This window comes from Flavobacterium piscis (assembly GCF_001686925.1).
Taxonomy (GTDB): domain Bacteria; phylum Bacteroidota; class Bacteroidia; order Flavobacteriales; family Flavobacteriaceae; genus Flavobacterium; species Flavobacterium piscis.
Map to the genome: position 1 here is coordinate 58,883 of NZ_LVEN01000002.1, position 25,461 is coordinate 84,343.

Sequence of the window (25,461 nt, forward strand, 5' to 3'; positions counted from 1 at the left end):
ATTGGCACTAATTAATTCGTGTTATTAATTTTACAAATTAGTTCATCTATTATAATTTGTGCCAATTCGTGAAATTCGTGTTTATTTTTTTTAAAATAGGTTTTAAATACCTTCTTTCAAATGTTTGTAGTTGGATTTTATAGTATCTAAAACTTCATCCATTTTACCGCCAAGCATTAGTCTTGTCATGGATTTTGCCATACCTACAACTTGTTCCCATTCTACTTTTGGCGGCATTGCCAACGCATTTGGGTTGGTGAAGATATTCAGTAAAACGGGACCATTGTGTCTGAAAGCATTTTCGATTGCAACTTCAACCTCTTCGGGTTTGTGCACATTTACACCCTGAAAGCCCATTGCCTGAGCAATTAGTCCAAAGTCCGGATTGACCATATCGGTTTCATTATCTGGTAAACCTGTAACTTCCATTTCGAGTTTTACCATTCCTAAAGCACGATTGTTAAAAACAATAATTTTTACGGGAATATTATATTGATGAATGGTTGCCAAATCACCTAAAAGCATAGACAAACCACCGTCGCCACACATAGCAATAACTTGCCTTTCCGGATGTGCAAGAGCTGCGCCAATAGCCATTGGCATTGCATTGGCCATAGATCCGTGATTGAACGAACCCAGCATTTTTCGTTCTCCTGTTCCTTTTATAAAACGGGCTCCCCAAACGCAGGTCATTCCGGTATCAACAGTAAAAATAGCATCTTTAGTGGCTAATTTATCAATGATATGCGCCACATATTCGGGCTGAATGGTATCTTCTCCGCCATTATCATTAATATAAGTATTCATGTTCTCTTTTACACTGGCGTATAATTTAAGCTGCGCTTGTAAAAAACTATCATCTGTTTTGGTTTCTAAAAGTGGTAACAAAGCTTCTATAGTGTCGGCGACGTCACCGCATAATCCCATGTACAGATTGGCTCTTCGGCCTAAACGTTCTGTGCTGGTATCAATTTGAATGATTTTATTGTCTGAAGGCATGAATTTATCGTATGGAAAATCAGTTCCCAGTAATAGTACCAAATGTGATTCGTGCATACTATGATAAGCAGAAGGTTGTCCTAATAAACCTGTCATTCCTATTTCGTTAGGATTATTAGGCTGAATACTCATTTTTCCGCGGAAAGAATATCCTACCGGAGCTTTGATATGCCGAGATAATTGCACGACCTGATCGTGGGCTTTTTCGGCACCAATTCCGCAGAACAAGGTGATTTTTGTACTCTCGTTGATCGCTTTTGCTAAATGCTGTAATTCAGTATCCGATGGCCTGATAACAGGATTGCAATGAAAATATTGGGTAGAGATATTACTTTCAACTGCTTTCAATTCAGAAACATCGCCAGGTAAACCAATTACGGCAACACCTTTTTTGCCTAAAGCATGCTGAATTGCGGTTTGTATAATTCGAGGTGCTTGTTCTGCCGTCATAATCATTTGATTGTAATGACTGCAATCGTCGAAAAGTTTGATAGTGTTGGTTTCCTGAAAATAATCCATTCCCATCTCGCTTGTATTTATGGTGGAGGCAATGGCCAATAAAGGAACGTGCGAGCGATGTGCATCATACAAACCATTTATTAAATGTACATGTCCGGGGCCACAACTTCCGGCGCAGACCGCAAACCCGTCCAATTCGGCCTCGGCTGCTGCTGCATAAGCGCCAACTTCTTCATGTCGAACATGAATCCATTTTATTTTTCCGTTTCTGCGAATTGCATCATTAAAATGATTTAAACTATCACCGGTAACCGCATAAACGCGTTTTACTCCGGCTTCTACCAACATGTCAACTAACTGTTCTGCAACTATTTTACTCATCGATTGTATTTTTTAGAATTACTAATTTTTTAATGGTATAATATTGGTTTTGGTTGTGGTAGTTTATTTCTAAATTAAATTTATCAAATTCCACTCAGTTCTATAAATTTAATAAAAAGAAAGGAGTTTCATTCCTTTTTTTTAAGAAAGGTGAAAATTAGAGACGAATTAAATATTTCGAAGAAATAAGGTAAATAAGAGTAGCGTAATGTTTTTTTTAAATAAATCAATAATGATTGGAAGGCATTCCGCTTGCAGCCATGGAAAGAAACCATAGAAAAGTAAAGAAAAAAGAAAGGATTATAGTGATGATAAAACCAATTAAATAAGATTTCCAGACTGCTCTGTTTTTCGATTTTGGATTCTTAATTAATAAAATAGCCTGAAATATTAAGTTTATTAGTATTGAGAAAAGAAGAGCGAACTCATTGACTTCAGTAAAAAACATTCCAATACACAGCGCTAGTAATGAATATAATATTCCTAAAAGAATAATTTTTGCACGCTCGTTTTTGATTTTAAGAACAAGATAAAAAGCATAAATGAAATAAGATATTCCGCCAATAAATGCAAAGTCATTTAAGTCATGATTTGACATAAATTCATATACAATAACAGGAAAAATTGTGACAATAAGAAAGATTACAAGGTGGAGTGCTATTGTTTTGATAATATTCATTAACGAAGTAGGTATACATTAGAGATTTTCTAAATGTAATAAAATAGGTTCAAAGCGACAAGGTTTTTACACCTTGGTTACCTCTGAACCTTTGTTGCTTTGTAACTTTGAACCTTTGACTAGAAAGGATCCGCCATCACTCTAAACTTCATGTCAGCTTTAACTGTTACATCTTTCGAAAGCGTTTCTTTTAAGGTAACTTTTGTTCTGATTTTATATTTATCGGCTTTAATGTATTGGTCCAGCCTGGCATCGGTACAAATTAAATCGATTGTATTGCTGGTGGAGTTAATGTTGTCCTGATAAGCCAATTCTATCTCGTCAGAATCAGTTGTTGAGATGTACAAATGAATTGACTTTAAAAATGTAAAGGTTTTATCTGATGGATCAGAAATCGTCAGTTTAAGGGATCTGATTTTTACATCCTTAACTAAATCTGCTTTGGTTTTGTTGTTTTTAAATTCGGCTGAAGAATTTGTTGTAACATCAGGCGTGATGATTTCTGATGGCAAATTAATAGGTAAATTGCTTTGAATTTTTATTGAAGTGGAGTTAGAAATATTAAAACTCAGTAAATCATCTACAGCATCGCAAGAGGTTATAAATACAGAAAATAAAAGGGTAATGACAATAAGTTTTGATTTCATAGTTAGATTTTTGCTTAAGTACGGTTTTTTTTGAAGATTGGTTTTTTCCTTTTTAGGTTCAAAGTGGCAAAGGGACAAAGGAACAAAGAAAAGACCTAATAAAATCATAGATTTTAAACCTTTGAATCTTTGTTGTTCTGAACCATTGTCGCTAAAAACCGGAACAATGAAAAAAAATATTATTTTTTCATTGTTCCGATTTTTCAAATTCGAATATAAAAAGTATTTTTGCGCATGCAACACAACGTACTTATTTTAGATTTCGGATCGCAATATACACAGCTTATTGCGCGTAGAGTTCGCGAATTAAATATATTCTGCGAAATTTTCCCTTACAATCACTTTCCTAGTGATTTATCACCTTATAAAGCCGTAATTTTGGGAGGAAGCCCATTTTCTGTTCGTGCAGAAGATGCTCCACATCCTGATTTATCTCAAATTCGAGGCAAACTACCTATGTTGGCAGTTTGTTACGGAGCACAATACTTAGCCCACTTTAGTGGAGGTGAAGTAGCCGCTTCGAACACCAGAGAATACGGTAGAGCGAATTTATCTTATATTAAAGAAGGTGAAACTTTCTTTAACGGAGTTTCAGAAAATAGCCAGGTTTGGATGAGCCATAGCGATAGTATCAAGGCTTTACCAACAAATGCTGTTAAATTGGCAAGCACGCATGACGTAGAATATGCTGCTTACAAAATTGAAGGTGAAACCACTTATGCCATTCAATATCACCCTGAAGTTTTCCATTCTACAGATGGATCAAAAATGTTGAAAAACTTTTTAGTTGATATTGCTGAAGTTCCTCAAAACTTTACACCAAATGCTTTCGTAGAGGAAATGGTGGGAGAATTAAAAGAGAAACTAGGAAATGATAAAGTAGTTTTAGGATTGTCAGGCGGAGTAGATTCTACTGTAGCGGCAGTTTTATTGCACCAGGCCATTGGTAAAAACTTATATTGTATTTTCGTAAATAACGGTTTACTACGTAAAAACGAATTCCAAAATGTATTAGATCAATACAAAGGAATGGGATTGAACGTAAAAGGAGTAGACGCCGGAGATCGTTTTCTTGGTGAATTAGCCGGAATCTCTGATCCTGAAACCAAACGTAAAACTATTGGTCGTGTATTTATCGAAGTTTTTGATGATGAATCACATTTGATCGAAGATGTAAAATGGTTGGCGCAAGGAACTATTTATCCTGACGTAATCGAATCGGTATCTGTAAAAGGACCATCGGCAACGATTAAATCACACCACAATGTAGGTGGATTGCCGGATTATATGAAATTAAAAATTGTAGAACCACTTAGAATGCTTTTCAAAGATGAAGTAAGAAGAGTTGGAGCTACTTTAGGAATAGATCCTGAATTATTAGGAAGACACCCTTTCCCGGGACCAGGATTATCAATCAGAATTTTAGGAGATATTACTCCTGAGAAAGTTCAAATCCTGCAAGATGTTGATGCTGTTTTTATCGACGGATTAAAATCTTGGGGATTGTATGACAAAGTTTGGCAGGCTGGAGCTATTTTGCTTCCTGTAAACAGTGTTGGTGTGATGGGCGATGAACGTACTTACGAAAAAGTAGTAGCGCTTAGAGCTGTAGAATCAACAGATGGTATGACTGCTGACTGGGTTCATTTACCTTACGATTTCCTGATGAAAGTGTCGAATGACATTATAAATAAAGTAAAAGGCGTGAACCGCGTGGTTTACGATATTAGCTCAAAACCACCAGCAACAATTGAGTGGGAATAGCATTGTTTTTCAAATTAAGGCGTTACATTTGTAACGCCTTAATTTTTTAAACCTACTATTTATGAGAGAATTTTTAACGATTTCTCTTGTCTTTATTTTGTCTTTTAACAAAATAACTGCGCAAGATTCAATTATTGAACACAAAATTCAAAAAGGAGAAACTGCCTATTTTATTGCCCAAAAATACAAGGTTTCTGTTGATGAAATTTACAAACTCAACCCCGAGTCGCAGAGCGGAATCAAAGACAATCAAATTATTAAGATTCCGGTTCACTCCGCAGAAAAAGAAAATTCAAACCAGCAAATTACTCATGTTGTTGGTTCCAAAGAAACCCTTTTTGGTTTATCAAAACAATATAATATTACTGTAGAAGCCCTTCAAAGTGCAAACCCTATTTTAGCAAACGGACTTCAGATTGGTCAGGAATTAGTTATTCCGAATCCTACAAATCTTCTAAAAACTGAAAGTTCAACTTCTTCAAAAGTAACGCATCAGGTAGTTGCCAAAGAATCCTTGTTTAGTATTGCGAGACAATATAATGTTTCGGTTAATGATTTAGAAAGTTTAAACAAAGACCTTCTTGTTAACGGATTGCAAATTGGTCAAAACATTTCAATTCCAAACAAAAGAAAAACTTTAGACGGACGATTTCGTGTAATCAATCAGGAAACGGTTTTTCATGTGGTTGAACCAAAGGAAACTAAATTTTCGATTGCGAAAAAATACAATATTTCTATCGATCAGTTAGAATCTCAAAATCCTGAAATCGTTAACGGATTAATTGTTGGGAATAAATTAGCCATTAATACCAAGGAAGTAAAACCAACTAATGAAAGCGAAGAATTGATGTTGGCTTTGGCCGAAAAACAAGTTGTGGTCGAGAAAGGAAAAGCCAAAACGGTTGAATTGGAAGATTTAAAAGACAGATTGGTGGTTCAGAAAGAAATGAATCAGAAGATTATTAAGATTAATGATTTGAAGGTGAATCTGAATGATATGAATGGTTCGAAGGAAAATTCGGTTGAAAAATTGCGACTAGTTCTCGAAGCCAATAAAAATGTACAGGATATTTTAATGACAAAATTAGATTCGTTGGTGAACACGATGAATAATGATTTGGTCGATTTAAAAAGAATGGACATTTTGAATGTGGATGAATCAAAAAGATTAGAAAAGCGATCGTATGAAAGCATTAGCAAAACGAGTGAATTATCTTCTCAATTAAAAAAAGAACTGGCTGAAAACCGAAAGGCTTATGCCGGTTTAATGAATAAAGTAGAAAAAATTGCTGTTGAAGAGAATCAGGAGTACAAGAAGAAAATCCGCGAAAGCGAAAAAAATACCAACGTTACTTCTTTGCAGCAACGACTTTCGCTAGAAGAAATAAAAAGATATAAAATAGAACAAGAGCAGGGTGATGCGCAAAATCAGCTTTTAATTGCCAAGATTGATTCGCTGGATACCCAGAAAAAAATCGAAGTAAAACGACACATCAGCAAAGCCACTTATTATAGTATGGAAGCCCGAAAGTTTGACGATAAACTGGCGTTGATAAAATTGAAAAAGTATCAGGATGAAGCCATTAAAAAACAAGATAAGTCGACTTCTTCTGAATCTTCAAAAACAATTTCATTAGAAGAAATGAAGCGTGAACTTAAAGAAAATCCACTTAAAACTGATAAAACGGTAAAAGTGGAAGTTTATGATAATCTTAAAGAAGTTTCAAACGGCTATTACTTAGTTTTAGGTATATTTACAGACTCGTCGTTAAGAGATAAGCTCATTATGAAACTCATTGATTCTGGTGATTTTAATGCTAGTTTCTTCTTTAATATCAACAGTCTTTCGTACTATGTTTACTCAGATAAGTACCAAAATATGGAAGAAGTGCTCTATAAATGCAAGAAAATGGAAGAAGATGAGTTATATAAAGAGGTGGTTATTGCTAAGGTAGAAATCGATCTTAGATAATAATTGACGATAAAATAACAAGTGGCAAGAATCTTGCTTTAAAGAGAATTTAGTAACTTGTTTTGAATTAAAAATTAAATTGTTTTAAGTCTATTATGAAGTATTATTCAACATTATTGTTTCTCGTTTTTTTTGTAACATTTTCTGCTTTTTCACAAGAAAAGGTCATTAAATATACCGTTGCGAATGGAGAAACCATTAACCAGATTGCAGTAAAATTTAAGGTTACGCCTTATGATATTTATGCATTAAACCCCGATGCCAGAAGTGGTATCAAACCCAATACAGTTTTACTGATCCCAACCCATACTGCAAAATCTGCGGCGGTTAAAACAGAAACAGCTGTGGCAAGAACGGGCGGTAATACAAAAGAAATAATTCATGAAGTACAGCCAAAAGAGACTTTTTATAGTATCGAAAAAAAGTATGGTATCTCTGATGAAGCATTGAAAGCTGCCAATCCTACTTTGGAAAAAACCGGAGTTCAGATTGGACAAAAACTGGTGATTCCTGCAAAAGGTTCAGCTGTAAAAGCTCTTGCTGCAACAGAAAAACCGGTTAAAGAAAAACCAGCTAAAGAAAAAGCTCAGGAAAAATATGTATATCATGATGTTGTGGCAAAAGAAACCAAGTTTTCGATTGCTAAACAATACGGAATAAGCATTGAAGAATTAGAAAAACGCAATCCGGAAATTGTTTCAAATTTACCTGTTGGATACCGACTAACCATTAAAGGAAAAGCGCCTAAAACTGAAACTTCAGGTCCAGCGGTTACTGCTGCTGCCAAGCCAGTTGAGAATGGTAAAAAAGCAACAACTTACATGGAGTATCAGGTAAAACCAAAAGAGACATTTTATAGCTTAGGAAGAACTTTTCATATTAGTCAGGAAGAATTAACCGCATTGAATCCGTCACTTTCTGAAGGAGTAAAAGAAGGAATGGTTTTAAAAGTTCCTGCAGGATATTTAGCTCCGGCTCCAATTATTCCGCAACAGCAACCTGTTGAAAAAACGATCGAAAATTCAAATTCCGGAGGTTCTATACAAATTGTAGATAAAGTAAAATCTGAAACCGTTTCAGTTAATCCTGAAGTAGTAGAACTAACAAAGAAAAGAGGACAAAACGATCGTAAAAAATTAGTTTTATTGTTGCCCTTTAATTTGAATAAAATGCAGAATGATACAACAAGTCCTGCTACCCGAATTAAAAATGATAAATTTTTGAATATGACTCTTGATTTTTATTCAGGAGCGATGATGGCGATCGACTCGGCTAAGACCCTGAAATTACCTCTTGATGTGGTCATTTATGATTCGCAGGAAACAAAGACAAGTTCGAATGTTTCTACTTTGATTGCTCAGAATAAATTGCAGGACGCTCATGCAGTAATAGGACCATTTTATCAAAACAATGCCGAAGCTGCAGCAAATACATTACGTTTGTATAACGTTCCTGTAATTTCTCCATTATCAAAAGATAAAGCAAACCCAATTGATAATTTGTATCAGACAATACCATCTAGTGATGTTGTGAGAAATGCGATGTTTGATTTTATGCGTGCGAAAAACGGAAATATCGTTGCTGTTGTGGATAAAAAGAAAGAATCGGTTATTAGTTATATCAAACAAAACCAAAAAGGTGTTGTTTTTGCAGCTTTGACAGAAACAGGAGGCCTGGATGTAGCAAATTTAAAAAGTTTGTTGTTGCCTAACAGAATGAATTATGTGGTAATGGAAACCGGAAATACGGCAATGGTTAAAACGACTATTAAAGCCTTGCTGGATTCACAAAAAACATGTCAGGTGCAATTGGTTATTTTAGAGCCAAACAGTACATTGGATACTGACGAAATTAGTTTTGATAATTTAGTAAAACTGAAATTAATGTATCCGTCTGTAACCCGTGAAAGCGACGAACCGGGAGTTTTAATCTTTGATAAAGAATACAGATTGAAGAATAAGATAAATCCAAATACTTATGCAACACGCGGATTTGATGTTACTTTTGATACGATGATGCGTTTGGTACAAGGAAAAACATATCAGGAAACTGCAGATTTAATGACAACAGAACAAGTTGACAATAAATTTCAATTTTATAAAAAAGAAGATGGTGGACACGCCAATAAAGGAGTGTACATTTTATATTACGATTCAGACTTAACTTTAAAAGTAGCCAATTAATGACATCAAAAGTAACCTATTTAGGAGATTTAAGAACAAAATCAATTCATGTGCAATCAGGAAGCGAAATCATTTCTGATGCACCTTTAGACAATAATGGAAAAGGAGAAGCATTTTCTCCAACGGATACAGTTGCCAATGCTTTAGCAAGCTGCATGATGACCATTATGGGAATCAAAGCACGTGATTTAGACGTAGATTTCATAGGTTCAACTGCCGAAGTAACTAAGATAATGAACGCTGAGCCAAGAAGAATTGGAGCCATCGAAATTGCTTTTGAAATGCAGGGTGTTGCAGATGAGAAAAACAAAACAATTCTGGAACGTGCTGCAATGACGTGTCCGGTGTTTTTAAGTTTAAGCAGTGAAATAGAAAAGAAAATTACTTTTAACTGGAAGTAATATTCAAATCAAAATAGTAAAAAGCCATTCAATCGAATGGCTTTTTATTTATAAACCTTTTTCAGGTATTAAATCTTCCAGAATTGGAGTTAGAATAGTCCTTACCTCTTTTTGAATAGTTTCATTTTTTTGTTCGAAAATCAGAATGCTATTTTTACCTTTTTTAAGCCAGCATCCAGGCAAATAAAGGGTTTGTTGTGGGCCAACGCTCCAATAACGCCCAATATTAATTCCGTTTACAAATACAATTCCTTTGCCCCAATCGCGCATGTCCAGAAAGGTATCTCTGGTTTTAGTGACATTAAAAGTTCCCTGATATAAAGTAGGACGATTTATTTTGCCTGAGTTTTTATACGTTGTTAAATCAGGTGGTGAAGCCATTGGTAATTTATACATTTCCCAATCGCCGGTAATAGTTTCTCCGTTAATAACAACATGACTTATAATACCTTTATTGTTGGCATTAATTTGAGAACCATAATTAATGCGTCCCATGTTTTCGACCAGAATGTCTAAAGTGGCATTAAAAGGAACTTCGATTTCGCAATCGTATTTTTTATAATATCGGTTTAATTCTGCTACTTTTTTACCGTTAACATAAACGATAGCATAATCGCGTAATCCTTTTAGTTCTAATTTTCCACTAATAGGCTGAGTAAATTTCTTGCTGTACCAAACATAACCATCACCTTGATTTAATTTTTCAAATGTCAATGGATCATCTTCGATAACGGGTGTGATTTTCGATTTAAAATCGGCTAAATCAACCACTTTTGTCAATGAAATGTTTGGAAGAGTAATTACAGGCATTTTTTCAGGAACAGGAGGAGTTTCGCTTGTTTTTAGTAATTCTCTTAGTGCATTGTATTTTGGAGTCGCCCAACCCGCTTCGCTAATAGGAGCGTCATAATCATAGGAAGTCATGTCGGGCTGAATATCATGCTCTTTATCGTAATTAGCGCCCGAAGTAAAACCAAAATTGGTTCCGCCATGCACCATATAATAATTGAAAGAAACCTGATTGTCCAGATATTTTTTAGTCTGACGTACGGTTTGTTCCGGTTTTTGTGTTGGGAAAGGTTCTGCCCAATGATCCAGCCAGCCCGGATAAAATTCGGCAACCATATAAGGTCCCTGATTATTATTAAACTGATTAACTACTGTTTTTAACTTTGCAATATCGCTTTCGCCATTGGCAGTTGGTAAAGCGCCCGGCAAAGCACCGCCTTCAAATAACCAGCTTCCGTCTGATGTGAAAAATGGAACATCAAAACCAACATCTTTTAATTGCTGAAAAACGGCTGCACTGTATTTTTTGTGCTCTTCTAACGGAATATCTTTACGTTGGGCGACATAAGAACCAAATTCATTTTCGCCCTGAACCATAATTATTGGACCGCCTTTTGTAATTTGTAAATCTTTAACCTGATTGTACAATTCGGTAAAATAGACTTTGGTCGCCGTTAGATATTCTTTGTTATTGCCACGAATCACCATATTGGGAACATTTTGCAAAAACCAGGGATAACCGCCAAATTCCCATTCGGCACATACATACGGACCTGGTCGAAGAATAACAAATAAACCTTCTTCCTGCGCTGTTTTAATGTATTCGGCTAAGTTTTTATTTCCGGTTTTAAAATCCCAAACTCCCGGAGCAATTTCATGATAGTTCCAGAAAACATAAGTTGCCACAGCATTTAAACCCATTGCTTTCATCATTTGTAAACGATGACGCCAGTATGGCTGCGGAATTCTGGAATAATGCATTTCGCCTGAATGAATCTGAATTGGTTTTCCATTCAATAAAAAATCCCCATCGTTTATGGCAAAAGTTTGTTTTTCTTGTGCTGTTAATGCTGAAAGAATAAAAAAATTAAACAGGAGGATGAAATAAACTTTTTTCATTTTATTTGAAATTGATGATGTTTATAAAAAACAAGAGAGCACTATGAATTGCGCTCTCTTGCTAACCTAACTAACCAATAAATTTATTACTCTGAAAATTCTAATTTTTGTAATTTTTTCCATCCGCCGCGAGTGAAATCTGGAATTTCTACAGGAGACGAGTTATTATCAAGTGAGATCTCTGTTAAAGGACCTAAGCAAGACCATTCTGCTAAATCGTAAACATCCATATCTAACGGAAGTCCTTTTTGCAGACAGTGAATCAATCGGTAATCCATCACGAAATCCATTCCGCCGTGACCGCCCACTTTTTTAGCTTTCTCTTCGATATCTTTTACAATTGGATGCTTGTATTTTGCCATCAATGCTTTTTTAACATCTTCAGGAACAAATGAATGTGCACTTAATTTTTCATGATTTGGTTTTACATCATCTCCTAATGCTGCCCCGTCTAAAGCATAACCTTCTAACGGATATTTGTTAGCAAAACCTTTAGTTCCGCTCAATTGGTACATTCTGCTGTACGGACGAGGAGAAGTAACATCGTGCTGAATCTGAATTGTTTTTCCGTTTTCGGTACGAATCATAGTCATGGTATGATCTCCGTTTCTAAAATCTTTAATTTCCTGACCTGATTTTTCTTTGATGTAAGCAGGATTTCCTACTGCTTTTGTATCCATAGAAACTAAGAAATTCATTTTATCCCCACGGTGAATATTCAAAGCCTGACAAGCTGGTCCCATACCGTGAGTGGCGTAAATATCGCCACGGTGTTTGATGTTGTAATCCATTCTCCAGTTATTCCAGTATTCACCCCAAAATGGTTGAAGACCGTGAATGTAAGAACCTTCGGCATGAAGAATTTCTCCAAACACACCTTGCTGTGCCATATTTAATGTCGTTAATTCGAAGAAATCGTAAACGCAATTTTCAAGCTGCATACAATGTTTACGGGTTTTTTCGGAAGTATCAATAAGATCCCAGATTTCTTTCATGGTCATAGCACCCGGAACTTCGATTGCTACGTGTTTGCCGTCTTTCATTGCCTGAACACCTATTAAAGCGTGATGTTTCCAGTCGGTTGCAATATATACCAAATCAACATTTGGTAAGGCAGTAACTTTTCTCCAGGCATTTTCATCTCCAAAAAATTCCTGAGCTTTAGGAAGACCAGCTTTTGTTAAAATCTCATTAGCCGATTGTGTGTTTTTCTCTGTCATATCGCAAAGCGCTACGATTTCTACTCCGGGAATATGCGTCATACGCTCAACAGCTCCAGGGCCACGCATTCCTAAACCAATAAAAGCAACACGAACAGTTGGAAGTGGAGCAGTAGCCAAACGCAAAACATCTTGCTGACCTTTTGGACGTGTTGGTGTTTTGGTTTTGATCATTTGTGCCGATGCGATTGCTCCTCCAAACAACAGACAGGCCACTAACATGAATTTTAAAATACTAGTTTTCATAATTGAATTAATTTGATTTGAAATGATGATAATCTAAATGCTGATTATCGGGAATTATTGTTGTTGTAAATTGTTTATTTTTAAAACGTCTTTTTAAGGTAATGTGTCAAAATTTATTTCTGGTTTGTTATTGTTTAAAGGTCTTGTAAAGATCGTTTTTGGTGTTGTATAATTGTTGAAAAAACCGCCGTCTTTTAGATAAAAAGAAGTATTGTCGAGTCCGCCTGCAAAATCCATTCGGTATTCTTTTGCTCCCGTATTATCTGTTGTAAAGCGAGCCGAATTGATCTCTGACCAAACTCCCTTATCGTCACAAACCCATTGATTATTGAATAATACCTTACGGGACAAATCGCCTTGTTCCGGAATAAAATTTTCTAAGAACGAATGAAATCTTTTTAAGTACGTATTGGTTTCAGGACGATTAAAACTAGCGATTAATAGCCATTTTTGCAATTCCGGTGCGTAAAAATAGGCTGTATACGTGGTTGTATTATTGTTTTGAGGGAATCCTTGTAATAAAAACTTATAAGTAGTTCCTGCTTTCCAGTTGTATTTAAGATAGCTTTGACCGCCAGAACCTTCGTTTCCAAATTCGCCTGTGTGAACATTTTCACCTTTTTTGAGCATTTTAATTTTATGAGATTCAGGAATACTGGCCGGATCATCAGTACTAAACGGACTCCATACAGAAAATAAAACTCTTCTTTCTGAAGCCGAATTAACCTGAATACCAAAGTAACCTTCTCCAAAACCATTTGCCATAAAATAAGAACCAATTTTATCTTCGTTTTCAGGAACGGTAACTTCGTTATAATACCATTTTGCATTGATGTTGTCTGGAACCTGATAGTTTAAATGTACAGATGGTCCGCGGCGTCCCCAATGATAAAAGTTCCCTTCATTATTTGGGACATAAGATATTTTTGCATCGTAATCATTACTCGAAATCGTTAAACGATTTATAGCAGGAAAACGATCTCCTGTTTTATTAATTCCTTTTATCTTAACGGCAACATAACCTTCCTGATTAATTTTCCAGGTACCAATTGTTACCGCTTTTTTTGAAGTATCAAATGTTACTTTTTTGGCTTCATTATTAATCGAAAATTCTAATTCTGATTTTCCAACTACTTCTACCGATTCTTCAACAGTTAACTGAAAACTTCCGGCTTTAGAAATTCTGAAATAAACGGTAAAAAATTCTTCGGCATTGATCCAGTTTTCAATTCCGTTATCCGTAATAGTATTGCTTTCTAAATGTTTCGAGCTGTAAGCATTTCCCGCCAACGGAAGCGAGATACTGGTTTTTGGATTTTTTAAAGAATCTTTCTCAGTGGTTTCGCTATTGTCTGTACAGGAAAAAGATACAAGTAATGAAGCAAAAAATAAGTAAAATAAGTTTTTCATAGTATCGATAGTTCGTTTATTTTTTTTTAAAATTACCTCTCTAATCTACCAAATTAGAGAGGCTTCAAAAACAAAACAATTCTAATAATTATGGATTCTGTGTTAAAGTTCCCGGATAAGCATTAATTTCTGATTGCGGAATATATTGAACCACTCTCAAACTTGAAGCTCGCCAGTCTGTCATTGGCAAGTGAGGGCCAGGATAACGACGCGTCATGGTTTGTCCGTTTCTGTAAACATCATAACCTCTATGTGCTTCAAACGCTAACTCTAACTGACGTTCTTCGTCTACTCGCTGTACAGCATTTGTACTGTTTAATGATGTATAACCGCCACCAACAATCGATCTTTCTCGAATTATGTTTAAGTTGGTTAAAGCACTATTATAATCACCTTTTTTAACATATGCTTCTGCCATGTTCAAATACATCTCGGCCAATCTTGAAATAGTAGGCGAGTGCAGGTGCGAATCATTATTCTGAAGAGAACATTTCGTGATATAATACATTGGATAAACACGGTTCAGCAACATCATATAATCTTTTTCGCCTGTATACGTTTTACCTTCATATACAATCGAATATTGATTTTCGGCTGCATTTACAACAGTCAGATTATAATTTGTAGTTCCTATTGTGATATAAAATGAGTTGTCAGGATTACGTTTTATAGGCTGTTGAATATAGTTGTAACCCGTTTGAGTACCACCAGTATTGTAAACATCATAGATAAAGCGGAAAGCTTCGGTTTTATTTCCTGCATCGTCTGTGGTATATTGAGGATCGATAAAAGCCCAACGAGCGTCTTTCTTTAAACCTGATTTTCTTAGCAAATCAAGATATTTGGCACTGGCATACATTTCGCCCCAGCCTTGTCCCTGAATATTGGCATACATTCCGCCAATTCCATAAAAATGATCGTAACCTGAAAATTCTGATGCCACTTGTTTTACAGCAAAAATCGTTTCGGTTTGCTCATCAGAATCTGGGGCGTAGGTATTAAATTTCATGAAGCTGTCTCTGCTTAATAAATGATATCTTCCGCTCGCAATTACTTTATTTGCGTAGTCTATCGAAAGCGTTGCATATTCCTGATTAGGTGTTTCATACGTTCCGCTCATATACAAATAAACTCTTGAAAGCATTGCCTGAGCAGCTTCTTTTGTTGCATAAGCTGCTTTTCTTTCAGTTGTCATTAAAGCTTCAGCTTTTTTCAAATCGCTGATGGCTTGTGCATAAGTATCTTTTACTGTTGACCTGTCCGGAAGGTTAAGATTATTTAAATCTGCCGGTAAACCATTTACGATTGGCACTCCTAAATTAGTTTCTGGTGATTGCGAATAAGGTCTTCCGTAAGTACGACACAAATAAAAATAAATCATACCTCTTAAATAGTAAGCTTCACCTAATTGCTGATCCATAGCGGCGCTTTCTCCCTCGGCAATCATTTTCATTAAATCACTTGATTGCGAAATAATTTTGTAACTATTGTTCCAAAAAACAGATAAACGACCATTGTCCGGAATATGCTGATAGGAGATAAAAGAATAAAAAGCATCTGTAGAGGTACCTCTAATCATGATATTGTCACCCGGATATTCTCCAACCCTGTGCATAACATCAGACCATCCTTTTAATTGTGCGTAACATCCGTTTAGTAAAACTTCGATCGAAGCTTCTTTATCTTGTTCAATTTTGTCTTTTGTATAGGAATCAAATGGCTCTCTGTCTAAATCACATGAGGACAGGAAACTAATTGCCATACATAATATAAATATCTTTTTCATGATTTTGTTTTTAAAGAGTTAAGTTAAGTCCTAATACAATTTTGCGCGTTTGAGGATATACCTGTGTCGCAACACCAGTAATAGCGCCATTTGTTGGAGGGATTTCAGGATCAACTCCGGAATAATGAGTAATCGTAAATAAGTTTTCACCGGCGATATACAATCTTAAATTTGCGATATGCAAACGTTCGATAGGTACATTATAACCTAAAGTGATGCTTCTCATTTTTAAGTAAGTTCCGGTTTCCAGGAAACGTGATGATGCTTTGTTAGAGTTACTGGGATTATTGTAAAGTGCTTGCGGATGCGTTGCAATATCGCCCGGTTTTTCCCAACGGCTCCATCCACTATGAAGGTTCATTTGGTTTCTATCGGTATACGCACCATCAGAATCGAATTCTGCTCTTGCATAATTGTAAATTTCACCTCCTACAGAATAACTAAAAATGGCAGCAAAATCAAAGTTCTTGTAATTTACACTGGTAGAAAATCCTCCAAAAAAGTCCGGAGTATAAGCACCAATTACTTTTTGGTGTTTAGAAGCATCACCATAGTTAGAAGTTTTTACACGTTCTCCTGCAGCATTTGTCGTAAACCATTGTGGTTTTCCGTTTTCAGGATCAACACCAGCCCATTCTGTTAAATACCAGCTATCAACATCTTTTCCGGGAGTTAATAATTTTGATGCAGATCCTGCAATACCACTACCATCTCCAACAATAATTTCCTGCTTGCTTCCGTAAAGACTCGTTACTTTATTTTTATTAGTACCAATGTTAGCATCTACAGACCAGTGTAAATTTTCATTTTTAATGATATCAACATTCAAAGATGCTTCAAAACCTCTATTATTTACAGCTCCTACGTTTCTCCAGATACTTGTAACACCAATTACTCCAGGCAATGGTACTCTGTATAATAAATCTGAAGTATTTTTATTATAATAATCCAATGTAATATTTACTCGGTTAAAGAAACTAACATCGACACCTACGCCGCCAGTATATGTTTTTTCCCAGCTTAAATCCGGATTGGCCAATTGCGAAACCAATGCTCCGGGATTTTCATTATAACTTTGAGAGAAAGAATACAAAGGAAGGTGAGGGTACAAACTGTTAGGACGATTTCCTACCGAACCATAACTTGCTCTTAGCTTTAAGTTATTGATATAATCGGCATGAAAAAAGGCTTCGTTATGAATATTCCAACCACCGCTTACAGAGAAAAAGTTACCATATTGTGCATTTGCTCCAAAGTTAGAAGCCCCGTCACGACGAAAAGAGACTTGTGCTAAATAACGATTGTCATACGAATAATTCACATTCGATAACAAAGACTGCACAGCCCATTGCGATCTGTTACCACCCACTTTTTCAGGCACCGCAGCAGCATCTGTAACTATAATTCCTGGAGGGATTCCTGTTGCTACGCCAGTACTTGTTTTAGAGTTGTATTCGTTCCATTCATAACCTGCAAGAGCATTAAAGTCATGTTTCCCGAATGATTTATTGAATTTTAATAATTGGTTCGTGTAGATTCTGTTATAAGTAGAAAAGTAATCTTCGATTCGGCCTTTTACCGCTTCTCCCGCAGAAGATCTTGGATCTGAATAATAAGTTGAATTATAATTACCAAAAATGTAATTGTTTACAGAAGAATATGTTAGCCAGCTGTTAAATTTAATATCAAAATCAAGATTTGCCCTAACCGTATAAGATTCAGATTCACCATAATTCCATTGTAAATCATATAAATAGTTAGATCCGGTTGTATTTACCCAGGTTGGGTTTGGCGCGTTTCCTGCCAAAGATCCATCTTCCAGATACGGACTATCCCAAGGCATGTTTCCGTAAAGTGCACCCACAGAATGTTGTTGGTCATCTGTTGTTTCTCTGGTTAAATTTACCTGTGGTCTCAGCGTAAACCAACTATTTGGTTTGTACTCAAATTTCATCAAACCATTGTATTTTTTGTACTCATAGCCTCTTATAGCACCCGTTTCGTCATAAAGACCAATAGAAACGTAGCTTTTAAAATTATCTCCACCACCACTTATGGATAGATTGTAATCCTCTGCAAGTCCGGTTTGTGTACCATTATTCCACCAGTCAAAATTTTGGTTTCTCAATTCCGGTTTCCACCACCAAACATTTTCAAAATCTTGTTTGTTGGCAAACGAATCGTACAAATCATACAATTGCGATCCGTTCATGATTTTAAAATTTCCATTATTGATAGTAGTTAAAGCTGTTTTAGCAGAAAAACTAATTTTAGATTTACCCGCTTTACCGCTTTTTGTAGTAACCACAATAACACCATTGGCGCCCTGTGAACCGTAAACTGCTGTAGACGCGGCATCTTTAAGAACCGTTAACGTTTCGATATCAGATGGATTCATGTTTGCCGAACTATTCCCCACAATAACTCCGTCAATTACCCATAAAGGATCTGTACTTCCGTTAACGGTTGTTCTGCCTCGAATGATTATTTTTCCTACTGCTCCCGGCTGTCCGCCACCAGTATTTACATACACTCCCGTAGCTTTTCCTGCCAGCATATTTTCTACAGAAGGAGTCGTTACATCTACAATTTTTTTATTGTCTAAAGTTTGCAGCGATCCGGTTAAACTCTCTTTTTTAACCTTAGCATATCCTACCACTACCACCTCGTCCATTTGCTCACCGGCTTCTTTCATTGTTACATTAACAGAACCGTTTCCTGCCGCAACTTCCTGATCCTGCATTCCTAAAAAGGAAAAAACTAAAATCGTATTGGCATTGGGTACATCAATGGCAAAACTTCCATCCATATCCGTTTGCACTCCTTTTGATGTTCCTTTTATGATCACATTTACTCCAGGAATCGGAATTCCTTTTTCATCGACAACCTTACCCTTCGTTATTTTTTGAAATGCCAGTAAATTGGTTTTGTTTACCGGAATTTCTTTTGAAGGTGCTGCATTGGTAACTTGAAAACTTAAAGACAACAACGAAAGTAATGTTGCTTTTAAACTTTTTTCAAGTACAGTATGCAACCTTAAGTTTCCAGGTTTTTTTGAGAATACTTTTTTCATACTCTTTGTTTGGTTTTGGTTAATGAATGTGTTTTTGTTTAGTTATTTTTTTCGATTTTTTTAAAATTTCATCACTCATTTTTTCGCTTTTTTGGTGTAATAAAAAAGGCCTTAAAAGCGGTGAAAAAAGGTAAAAAAAGCCATATTATTTTTTTATTCTTCGACGAAACTATAGATTATATTTTTATTAACCAAGAAAAAACACAAAAAATGTGCTCGAACACACAAAAAAAGTGTTCTCGAGCACATAAAATTGTGCGATACGTTTTTTTTAATATAAAATGATGCGATTATTCTAAAAAAAAGCACAAAAAGCACATCGCTTTATTTTAGGCGTATTCGCAACTATGATATTTTATTTTTAAGGAATAAAAACAAGTTGTTTGTATTTCTAAGAATATCGCAATCATCAATTAATTTGTTTAATAATAAATCAAACTTTTAAAGGTTTTAATTTGATCCGTTTTTTCTTATTTTTTACTTTTTAAATAAAAAAGCAATAAAAAACAGTAATTAGGTTTTAAATAAAAGTTTGACTTATATTAGCGTTTTTATAAGAAGATTTTTTAAGGCGATTTTCTGTCCTTTGAAATGATTAAAATGCGTTAGGATTTTGTTTTCATTAAATAAATTTTTCCAAAAAATATGCACGAAATTTTAAAAGAATATCAGGTAGTTTTAATCGATAAAAAACAAAAAAATGATGAAGCTATTTTGACTTCTTCATTATGGGAAAAAGCAAATTGTTTAACTGATTTTTGTTCTCCATGGAAAAATGATTCGTTTTCGAAAATTGAATTTAGGGCAGTTCATGATCTCGAAAATTTCTATTTTAATTTTAGGGTTTTTGATACTGATATTTATATCGATAAAAAAGACGATAGTTTCATGAGTATAGGAAATTCAGACAGGGTAGAATTGTTTTTTAGAACCAATGAATCCTTAAATCCTTATTATTGCCTTGAAATAGATACATCAGGAAGAATAATGGATTTTAAAGCGCTTCCTGAAAAGAATTTTGATTTTAACTGGAAATGGCCTAAAAAGGATATAGAAGTAAAAACGGCAAAGGATGAAATTTCATTTATTGTTGAAGGCAGCATTAGTATTCAATCCCTAAGAGATTTAAATTTAATTCAGAACAATACAATTGAAGCCGGAATTTTCAGGGCAAAATTCTCTTTGGTCGAAAATCTGCAATACGAACCCACCTGGATTTCGTGGGTAAACCCAAATACCGAAACGCCTAATTTTCATATCGCTTCTTCATTTGGAAAGTTTGTTTTTAGCCACTAAGGCGCAAAGGCACCAAGTTAAAACGCTTTATTTTTAAAGTTAGTTTGTCATTTTTTGTCATTTCGACCGAAGGGAGAAATCACACAAGTAAATCGACAAAGTTTAGCAATATTCTATGCTGAATTTCTCGTGTGATTTCTCCCTTCGGTCGAAATGACAAAAAATGAGAAACTATAAAAAAAAAACTTTGTGTTTTTGTGTCTTCGTGGCTATTTAAGATACGTAAAACGAAGCATTCTCTACATTAATAATATCAATAGGCAACAATATAGTTTCCGGGATATCTTTGCGAAATAAAAAATGCTCTACCAAAGTACTAACGCCTAAATAAGCTTGTCTTTTTTGATTTTGATGAATTAAAAAATGCACCAATCCCTGATTCAGGAAATTGACATTCTTCTCGACCAAATCGTAACCAATAATGGCAATTTTTTTATTTTGTAAAGGAGCTAAAATCGAAGCAATCTGATACGCTTTAGAAGTGGTGATAAAAATTCCCTTCAGGTTTGGATTTTCTTCCAAAAAGGCCGAAAATTTACTTTCGACATTAGGATGTTTTAATTTTAAAGTAGTTAAAGAAAAATCGGCAATTTTCTTCTCGTCGAAATAATTTCTAAAACCCTTTTCTTTTTCCTGCATGTGAACCGCATTTTTTACGCTTTCATCTATATGAACAATCGCAATTTGCCCCTCAGTTAAAATTAGGTTCATTAAACTGGCGGCAACACGACCACTTTTATGCAAATCCTGCCCCACAAAACTCTTAATAGATTCGCTTTCAATTTGGTTATTAAAAGTATTTACTATTATTTCGAGTTCATCGTATTGTTTTACGATTTCAAGCGTTTCCTTATGAAATAAAGGAGCAATTAAAACAGCGTCTGGGGATTGTTTAAGAATCGTTTCGTGTGCATTTAAAAACGATTTTTTACTTTCAGGATTAAAGTAATGCGTTTCTATAACTACACCATACGCTTTAAACTCAGTTTTGGCTTCCTGAATTCCGTTTACGCACGGCAACCAATACGGATCTATTTCCGGATCCGGAAGCAAAACGCAAATACGATAAACCTTGGTGTTTTTTAAATTACGGGCAATTAAGTTAGGCTCATAATTAATGACGTTCAAGACTTCATTAATTTTATCCAGCGCCGTAGGAGAAACTTTTCCTCTGTTATGCAAAACACGATCTACAGTTCCTTTAGAAACTCCTGCCATTTTTGCTATATCCTTAATAGTGTACTTTTTATCCATATAAGCAAATATAGAAACTTTGCTTTAATTATTTGAAAAAATATTGTTTGAATTAATAAGTGTGCTCGAGAACATTAATTTAGTGTGTTCGAGCACATTTTTAGTTTTTTTCTTGTTTTATAAAAATATAATCTATAGTTTCGTAGAATCAAAACCAAAAAAACAGCGTAAATTCTTAACCTATTAATGTTGTAATTATTTGTATTGCAATGTTTTATTATAAAATTTATAAGTGAAAAAAATTACTTCATTAGCTCCCGGCCGAACGTGCCTCTTTGGAGATCATCAGGATTATTTAGGATTGCCGGTTATAGCCTGCGCAATCGATCGAAATATAAAACTAACCGCTGAACAAAATAACACCAATACGTTTGTGCTGAACATGATCGATATTGGCGAAATCAGGGTCATTGATATCGATGCTACTTTCGATACATTAGAACCTCGCGATTATTTTGCCTCTTCGTTACGCGTCTTGCGGCGATACGGTTGTGTGCCCAATGTAGGTTATACCATTACCATTACAGGAGATATTCCTATAAATTCAGGAACATCGAGTTCATCGGCTTTATTGATGGCCTGGATTCGGTTTTTGATTGATGCTTTTGGAGTTGATCACGAAGTTACTCCTGAATTTATAGCCAAAGCTGGATATGAATCTGAAGTTTTAGAACACGGAGAACCAGGCGGAATGATGGATCATTTTAGCATTGGGGTAGGGAATGTGGTGTACATTAATACAAAAGAACCTTTCTCGTTTAAAGTAATCAGATCAGATTTGAAAGGTTTAATAACAGGAGTTTCTGGTGTTCCCAAAGAAACAATTGGATTGATTGGCGAAATAAAAGGAAATGCTTTAATGTCTATTGGCATTGTAAAACAAAACTTTCCGGATTTTGATTTGAATACTTCTGAAATAGAAGATATAGATCGCTACAGAAATTGTTTACCGGATCGATTGATTCCGTTTTTCGAGGCCGCGCTAAAAAATTTCCATTATACCAAAGAAGCTTTAAAAGAATTCGAAAATCCTGTTTTAGATCTCAAAAAAATTGGTGCATTAATGAATCAGCATCACGAAGTTTTGCGTGATTTATTGAAAATTACAGTACCAAGAATCGACGATATGATCAATGCAGCTTTGCGTGCAGGAGCGTATGGAGCTAAAATTGTAGGCTCCGGCGGTGGCGGAAGCATTGTTGTAATTGCAAATCCTGAAAAAGAAGCTGCCGTTATCGAGGCTATTTTAAAAGCCGGTGCAGAGGAAGCTTATGCGGTTGCTGTAGATCCGGGTGTGAGAATTATAGAAAATATTGAAATTTAAAAAATAAATATGCACAACAATTTAGTTATTCTGGCAGGTGGAGCATCATCCCGAATGAAAAAAGAAGCCGTTCTCGATAATTTATCAGCAGAAGAAATCGCTCAGGCAAACGAAAGAAGTAAAGGTTTAATTGGCGTTGGCGCAAGCGGAAGACCTCTATTGGATTATCTTTTATTGAATGCGAAAAAAGCGGGATATAAAAATATCTACATTATTATAGGAGAACAAGGGGAGTTGTTTAAGGAATTTTACGGAAGCCAAAATCTAAATAATGATTTTCACGGACTCAACATTTCCTTTGCCGTACAATATATTCCCGAAGGAAGAGTAAAACCTTTTGGCACGGCCGATGCTTTGTTTCAGGCGGTTGAACAATTCCCGGAATTAAATACGCAACAATATTCGGTTTGTAATAGTGACAATTTATATTCGGCGAAAGCCTTATTAACACTTAGAGAAACAACCAGTCCTAATGCTTTTATCGCTTACGATCGTGATGCATTAGAATTTCCGTCTGAAAGGATTTCGCGTTTCGCCATTGCTAAATTAGATCAGAACAATCAATTATTAGACATTCTTGAAAAACCTTCTGCCGATGTTTTAGCCGATTATAAAGATGTTGAAGGAAAAATAAGAGTGAGTATGAATGCTTTTAAATTCAACGGAAGTACTTTATATACTCATCTTAAAAATTGTCCCGTTCATCCCGAAAGAGATGAAAAAGAACTGCCAACCGTACTTTTAAATTCGGTAAAAGAACATCCAAATACCACTTTGGGAATTCCGTTTTCAGAGCACGTTCCGGATTTAACCGCCAAAGAAGATATCGCCGATGTCAAAGCATATCTAAAGCAACATTATCCTGTTTTGGACTGGCAAGCCTAGAAAAAATTAACAAAAAATTGATATCTAATTTACCAGTAAGTACAACTTATTGGAGTACTTTTGCTTTAAATTTGCAAAAAAAATGCAACAAACTGTGTTTAATTGCGATATATTTGCAAAAGTGTTGATGGTATTTTAGGTAGAAATAAGAACTAATCTATTAATAATCAACCAAAAAAATATGTCAAACATTGAAAGTGTATTACAAATAGAAAAACGGAGTACTATTATTCCAATGGTCATTTTAACCGCTTTATTTTTTATTCTCGGTTTTGTTACCTGGCTCAACGGTCCGTTAATACCATTTTTTCAATTGGCTTGTGAGTTAACCTCTTCTCAGGCCTATTTTGTAACTTTTGCTTTTTACATCGCTTATTTTGTAATGGCAATTCCGTCATCATGGGTAATCGAAAAAGTAGGGTATAAAAATGGTATTTCGTTAGGATTATTGATTATTGCTGCGGGCGCATTTATGTTTTATCCCGCTGCCGAAAGCCGAACTTTTGTATTGTTTTTAATTGCATTATTTGTAATGGGAACCGGTTTGGCTATTTTGCAGACAGCATCAAATCCGTACGTGGTCGTTATTGGTCCAAGAGAAAGTGCAGCCGCGAGAATTAGTGTTTTGGGAATTGCAAATAAAATGGCAGGATTCGTAGCTCCGCTGATATTAACAGCTTTGGTTTTGTCTAATATGCAGGAGTTTACAGCAGATAAAATAGCATTGTTGGATTCGGTTTCAAAATCAAATGCTCTAAATTCTCTTGCATTGCAATTACAAAGACCTTACCTTTATATGGGATTGATTATAATGGTTTTGGCACTTTTAGTGAAGTTATCGCCGCTTCCTGAAATTGATTTGGATGAAGAAGGAAATGTGACACATTTGAGTATTTTTAAACAAATGAGAAATGCGTTCAAACGCCCTCAATTGGTTTTAGGAGTAATCACGTTAATGCTCTATTTGTCTGCCGAAGTTTTAGCCGGAGATTCTATAGGAGGTTTCGGAAAAGAATTAGGAGTGTACGGAAAAGAAGGAAATTTTTATTTAAAGTTAACTTCTTTCACAATGTCGGCAATGGTTGTGGGGTATATTTTAGGAATCACATTAATACCTAAATATCTTTCGCAAGTTACGGCGCTAAAGGCATCCGGAGTTTTAGGCGTAATTTTAGTTTTGGCAATCGTTTTTATTTCGCCAAAAATAATGTTTCAGTTGCCCGGGATTCCAAATTTACCGGTGGTGATACTTTTAGTAGCATTACTGGGTCTGGCAAATGCGTTGTGCTGGCCTGCAATCTGGCCAATGGCGCTGGAAGATTTAGGAGGCTATACTAAAATTGGAAGTGCAATTTTGATCATGGGTATTATAGGAGGAGCAATTTTTCCTTTGTTATACGGATTGATCACAGAAAATATAAACGCATCAAATATCGCAAACGGAACCGTTGAAATTTCGAAAAGCGGAAATCAGATTGCTTATTTAATGTTGTTGCCATCTTATTTAATGATCCTTTTTTACGCTATAAAAGGACATAAATATCGAAGTTGGAAAATGTAACGAGAGGAATTAA

Annotated in this window: 17 protein-coding genes; 8 read left to right on the plus strand and 9 right to left on the minus strand. The window is 35.3% G+C overall.

The window, feature by feature from the left end:
* Window positions 1-102: 102 nt before the first annotated feature.
* The 3 genes from FLP_RS01520 to FLP_RS01530 form a co-directional block, all read right to left on the minus strand.
* A complete protein-coding gene (locus FLP_RS01520; protein WP_065447747.1) occupies window positions 103-1,839 on the minus strand; it encodes a thiamine pyrophosphate-dependent enzyme in 1,737 nt (578 codons plus the stop codon).
* Between the two features lie 226 nt (window positions 1,840-2,065).
* Window positions 2,066-2,518: a hypothetical protein gene (locus FLP_RS01525; protein ID WP_065447748.1), complete on the minus strand. Its 453-nt coding sequence runs from the start codon at window positions 2,516-2,518 to the stop codon at window positions 2,066-2,068.
* A gap of 119 nt (window positions 2,519-2,637) precedes the next feature.
* Window positions 2,638-3,165 carry a hypothetical protein gene (locus tag FLP_RS01530; protein ID WP_065447966.1) on the minus strand — a complete coding sequence of 176 codons (528 nt, stop codon included), beginning with the start codon at window positions 3,163-3,165 and terminating at the stop codon, window positions 2,638-2,640.
* A gap of 234 nt (window positions 3,166-3,399) precedes the next feature.
* Here FLP_RS01530 and guaA point away from each other — a divergent pair, with 234 nt between their 5' ends.
* The 4 genes from guaA to FLP_RS01550 all read left to right on the plus strand — a co-directional run bounded on the left by guaA (window position 3,400) and on the right by FLP_RS01550 (window position 9,485).
* Window positions 3,400-4,929 (plus strand): glutamine-hydrolyzing GMP synthase, encoded by a 1,530-nt coding sequence (gene guaA, locus FLP_RS01535; protein ID WP_065447749.1) that lies wholly within the window; start codon window positions 3,400-3,402, stop codon window positions 4,927-4,929.
* Window positions 4,930-4,990: 61 nt separating this feature from the next.
* Complete coding sequence (locus FLP_RS01540) at window positions 4,991-6,901, plus strand: lytic transglycosylase (protein WP_065447750.1); 1,911 nt, start codon at window positions 4,991-4,993, stop codon at window positions 6,899-6,901.
* 95 nt (window positions 6,902-6,996) lie between these two features.
* Window positions 6,997-9,084 carry a PBP1 and LysM peptidoglycan-binding domain-containing protein gene (locus FLP_RS01545; RefSeq protein WP_065447751.1) on the plus strand — a complete coding sequence of 696 codons (2,088 nt, stop codon included), beginning with the start codon at window positions 6,997-6,999 and terminating at the stop codon, window positions 9,082-9,084.
* A complete protein-coding gene (locus FLP_RS01550) occupies window positions 9,084-9,485 on the plus strand; it encodes an OsmC family protein (RefSeq protein ID WP_065447752.1) in 402 nt (133 codons plus the stop codon). The genes FLP_RS01545 and FLP_RS01550 overlap by 1 nt, the downstream gene beginning before the upstream one ends.
* A gap of 48 nt (window positions 9,486-9,533) precedes the next feature.
* Here FLP_RS01550 and FLP_RS01555 read toward each other — a convergent pair whose 3' ends face one another.
* The 5 genes from FLP_RS01555 to FLP_RS01575 form a co-directional block, all read right to left on the minus strand.
* Window positions 9,534-11,393: a glycoside hydrolase family 35 protein gene (locus tag FLP_RS01555; RefSeq protein WP_065447753.1), complete on the minus strand. Its 1,860-nt coding sequence runs from the start codon at window positions 11,391-11,393 to the stop codon at window positions 9,534-9,536.
* Window positions 11,394-11,479: 86 nt separating this feature from the next.
* The gene (locus FLP_RS01560; protein ID WP_243397545.1) at window positions 11,480-12,835 is read right to left on the minus strand and encodes a Gfo/Idh/MocA family protein; all 1,356 of its coding nucleotides are present in this window, start codon (window positions 12,833-12,835) and stop codon (window positions 11,480-11,482) included.
* A gap of 117 nt (window positions 12,836-12,952) precedes the next feature.
* The gene (locus tag FLP_RS01565; RefSeq protein ID WP_065447755.1) at window positions 12,953-14,269 is read right to left on the minus strand and encodes a DUF3472 domain-containing protein; all 1,317 of its coding nucleotides are present in this window, start codon (window positions 14,267-14,269) and stop codon (window positions 12,953-12,955) included.
* An 88-nt stretch (window positions 14,270-14,357) separates the two neighbouring features.
* Entirely contained in the window at window positions 14,358-16,055 is a 1,698-nt protein-coding gene (locus tag FLP_RS01570) for a RagB/SusD family nutrient uptake outer membrane protein (RefSeq protein ID WP_065447756.1), read from the minus strand.
* Window positions 16,056-16,065: 10 nt separating this feature from the next.
* The gene (locus FLP_RS01575) at window positions 16,066-19,128 is read right to left on the minus strand and encodes a SusC/RagA family TonB-linked outer membrane protein (protein ID WP_065447757.1); all 3,063 of its coding nucleotides are present in this window, start codon (window positions 19,126-19,128) and stop codon (window positions 16,066-16,068) included.
* 645 nt (window positions 19,129-19,773) lie between these two features.
* Between FLP_RS01575 and FLP_RS01580 the strand changes: the two genes are divergently transcribed.
* Entirely contained in the window at window positions 19,774-20,424 is a 651-nt protein-coding gene (locus FLP_RS01580; RefSeq protein ID WP_065447758.1) for a sugar-binding protein, read from the plus strand.
* 213 nt (window positions 20,425-20,637) lie between these two features.
* On the opposite strand, the gene FLP_RS01585 is transcribed toward FLP_RS01580, so the two are convergent.
* Window positions 20,638-21,678: a LacI family DNA-binding transcriptional regulator gene (locus tag FLP_RS01585; RefSeq protein ID WP_065447759.1), complete on the minus strand. Its 1,041-nt coding sequence runs from the start codon at window positions 21,676-21,678 to the stop codon at window positions 20,638-20,640.
* 232 nt (window positions 21,679-21,910) lie between these two features.
* On the opposite strand from FLP_RS01585, the gene FLP_RS01590 reads away from it, so the two are divergent.
* From FLP_RS01590 to FLP_RS01600, 3 genes are all read left to right on the plus strand, one after another.
* The gene (locus tag FLP_RS01590) at window positions 21,911-23,002 is read left to right on the plus strand and encodes a mevalonate kinase family protein (RefSeq protein ID WP_065447760.1); all 1,092 of its coding nucleotides are present in this window, start codon (window positions 21,911-21,913) and stop codon (window positions 23,000-23,002) included.
* A 9-nt stretch (window positions 23,003-23,011) separates the two neighbouring features.
* Entirely contained in the window at window positions 23,012-23,887 is an 876-nt protein-coding gene (locus tag FLP_RS01595; RefSeq protein WP_065447761.1) for a sugar phosphate nucleotidyltransferase, read from the plus strand.
* A gap of 181 nt (window positions 23,888-24,068) precedes the next feature.
* A complete protein-coding gene (locus tag FLP_RS01600) occupies window positions 24,069-25,448 on the plus strand; it encodes a sugar MFS transporter (protein ID WP_065447762.1) in 1,380 nt (459 codons plus the stop codon).
* Window positions 25,449-25,461: the final 13 nt, after the last annotated feature.